This is a genomic window from Lentimicrobium sp. S6 (assembly GCF_013166635.1).
Lineage (GTDB): Bacteria > Bacteroidota > Bacteroidia > Bacteroidales > UBA12170 > UBA12170.
The window spans coordinates 1-2384 of sequence record NZ_JABKBZ010000175.1 but is presented as its reverse complement, the minus strand read 5'-3'; the positions used below and the strand labels follow the sequence as shown (position 1 = coordinate 2384).

Annotated in this window: 2 protein-coding genes; both read left to right on the top strand. The window is 32.8% G+C overall.

Annotated elements, in window-relative coordinates; translation table 11 throughout:
* The first annotated feature begins 128 nt into the window (after nucleotides 1–128).
* Nucleotides 129–1946 carry a hypothetical protein gene (locus HNS40_RS22105; protein WP_172284884.1) on the top strand — a complete coding sequence of 606 codons (1818 nt, stop codon included), beginning with the start codon at nucleotides 129–131 and terminating at the stop codon, nucleotides 1944–1946.
* Nucleotides 1947–2064: 118 nt separating this feature from the next.
* The gene (locus HNS40_RS22100) at nucleotides 2065–2382 is read left to right on the top strand and encodes a hypothetical protein (RefSeq protein ID WP_172284883.1); all 318 of its coding nucleotides are present in this window, start codon (nucleotides 2065–2067) and stop codon (nucleotides 2380–2382) included.
* Nucleotides 2383–2384: the final 2 nt, after the last annotated feature.

The following is a 2384-nucleotide window of genomic DNA, read 5'->3' as shown; positions in this document are numbered from 1 at the left end:
CCTTTAACGCAAAATTAAAGCATTTTAGGTCTGAATTCAGAGGTGTCAGAGATGTCAAATTTTTCCTTTTTCGATTGACAAATATTTTTGCGTAAAAATCAATTCCCCCAGAATTTCAACTTGACCCTTTGTTTCTTACTAGTTGTAGTAAGGATAATTATAAAGGTGCTGAAACTTCTGAAACAAAAAGCACCAGTGCAACTCAAAGTAACGATCCTATTGCCTTAGGTGAAACCATTGTATTGGGTGCTCAGCTTGAAAACCCTTATTCTGTTGAAAATATGCAATTAGCATATAATAGTCTTGTGAAAGAAGGCAAGCAGATTCCACAAAGTTTAAGTGTTTATACATCGCATTATTATGTTCGATTTTTACCAGAAGATGAAAATGAATTGGATTTTCTATTACAAGATTCAACAATAGAGTTGTTTGATTATCCTTTGGATTACGAGATTGTAACTCCTGGTATATCTTATCATGATCCAACTATTTCAACTAAATTAATTACATGGCAATATTGTGCTGTGAAGGCAGACTATAGTTTTCCTAAAATACAATATGAGATATTATCATCTCTTTTTATTCCTGAGGAGATACCAGCTTATCAAAGTATACAATATGAAGATATAGTATATGATTTAGTGTCAGAGGCCTTAAATATTACTGATAATAGTGAAGAGATTTTAAGTTCACGCTGGAGTAAATGGACGCCATCTGGTACTATTCAAGTTTTTGATGATATAGAGGATGATATGATTCCTATTATTGGAGTAAAAGTTAGAGCACGTAGGTGGTTTACTACAAAAAGTGGTAATACAGATAGTAATGGGAATTTTACAACAGGTCAGTTTAGAAGGGCCGTAAATTACAGTATAATTTGGAAAACTGGGCAGTTCATTATAAGAGATGGAGTAGCTTTTCAGGCCTATTATAATGGTCCCAAACAACGTAGTGAGTGGAACTTAAACATCAGTAATGGTTCTAATAAATCTCTTAGAATAGCAACAATTCATAGAGCAGCATATAGATATTTTTATAGAAATATTGATGGATTAAAACGACCTGAGATATGGACAAAACTACGTATTAGCTATTTAAATACAGGTGGTACTGGGATAAATTGGCTAACAAATTGGCAACATATGATTGGTGCTGGTGGAGTAATTCCCAATATCCATATTCATGGAAAGTTTAATAATGGAAATTTTAGGCCAACGAATGTATTATTTAGTACAGCAATTCATGAGATTGGACATTCTGCACATATAACACTAATGAATGGTGCTGAATTGCAGTTTGGGCAAGTGTCAAGCATAATTCGAGAAAGCTGGGCCAACGCAATCGAATGGTATATTACTAGATTAGAATATGTTGATTTGGGTCATGCAGATTATGATGATCCAAATATTAATTCTGATGATGGAGATCATATGCAATGGTGGAATTCATCTTCAACACTTCAAGATTATACTCCTCTTTTTATTGATTGCATGGATAATTATAATCAAGCTTTAAATAGCGGTGGTTTGCCATCAAATAGATGTCCTGACGGAGGATGGTTTGATGGAGTAAATTGTAGAATTGGAACACCTCCTGCTGGAGAAACAGCTTTTATTTATGCGGATAAGTTTTGTTATACACCGGTAGGTTGTTGCGATTGCCCAGAGGAAGGTTCGTCATTTGATGGTTCAAATTGTGTTTTGCTTGATATACCTGATAGCTCAATTGGTTTTGTTTGGAATAATACATGGTATCTGAACCCGGCCGGCAATCCTAATTTCCCTTATGATCAAGTTTCAGGTTATTCTATAGCTTACTTGGAGTCTAATATTATTAAATACTCCTATGGCTTAACAAGTTTAAGAACAAAACTCAAAGCCCATAAGCCTTCAAATATGACTGATAAGCATATTGATGTTTATTTGAATTTTTTCTTTAATTTATAAATCTTTTGCCATGAAAAAATATATAACATTATTTATAATTATTATTGTATTAATTTTTAGCTCATGTCAAGATCCTGAATATTCTAGTACATACAATATAAGAAATAAATCAAATCAAATGATTACTATATATTTCTTTAATAGTAAAGTTGAGAGTATTGAATCAGTTGTGTTAAATGCAGGTGATATCAAAAAGGATACATATGGAAATAGGGGGGGGAACATGGGCGTTCCACCTAATTTTAGAGCCGATTCCTTGCATGTGGTTTTTAATGATACAGTATCCATAACTCATTTTTATAAAGCAACTAGTGAAGATGTAAATAGAAATATGTTTTTGTCTAGTTCTTGGATTAGTCAATTGTCGGAATATCATAATGAGTTTGATTATATATTCACTGATGAGGATTACGAAGAGGCTTTGGAGAAAGAGTAAAA

Bases quoted from the DNA above. Each gene is read 5' to 3' on its own strand.
- HNS40_RS22100 (WP_172284883.1), top strand. From the start codon at position 2,065: ATGATTACTATATATTTCTTTAATAGTAAAGTTGAGAGTATTGAATCA.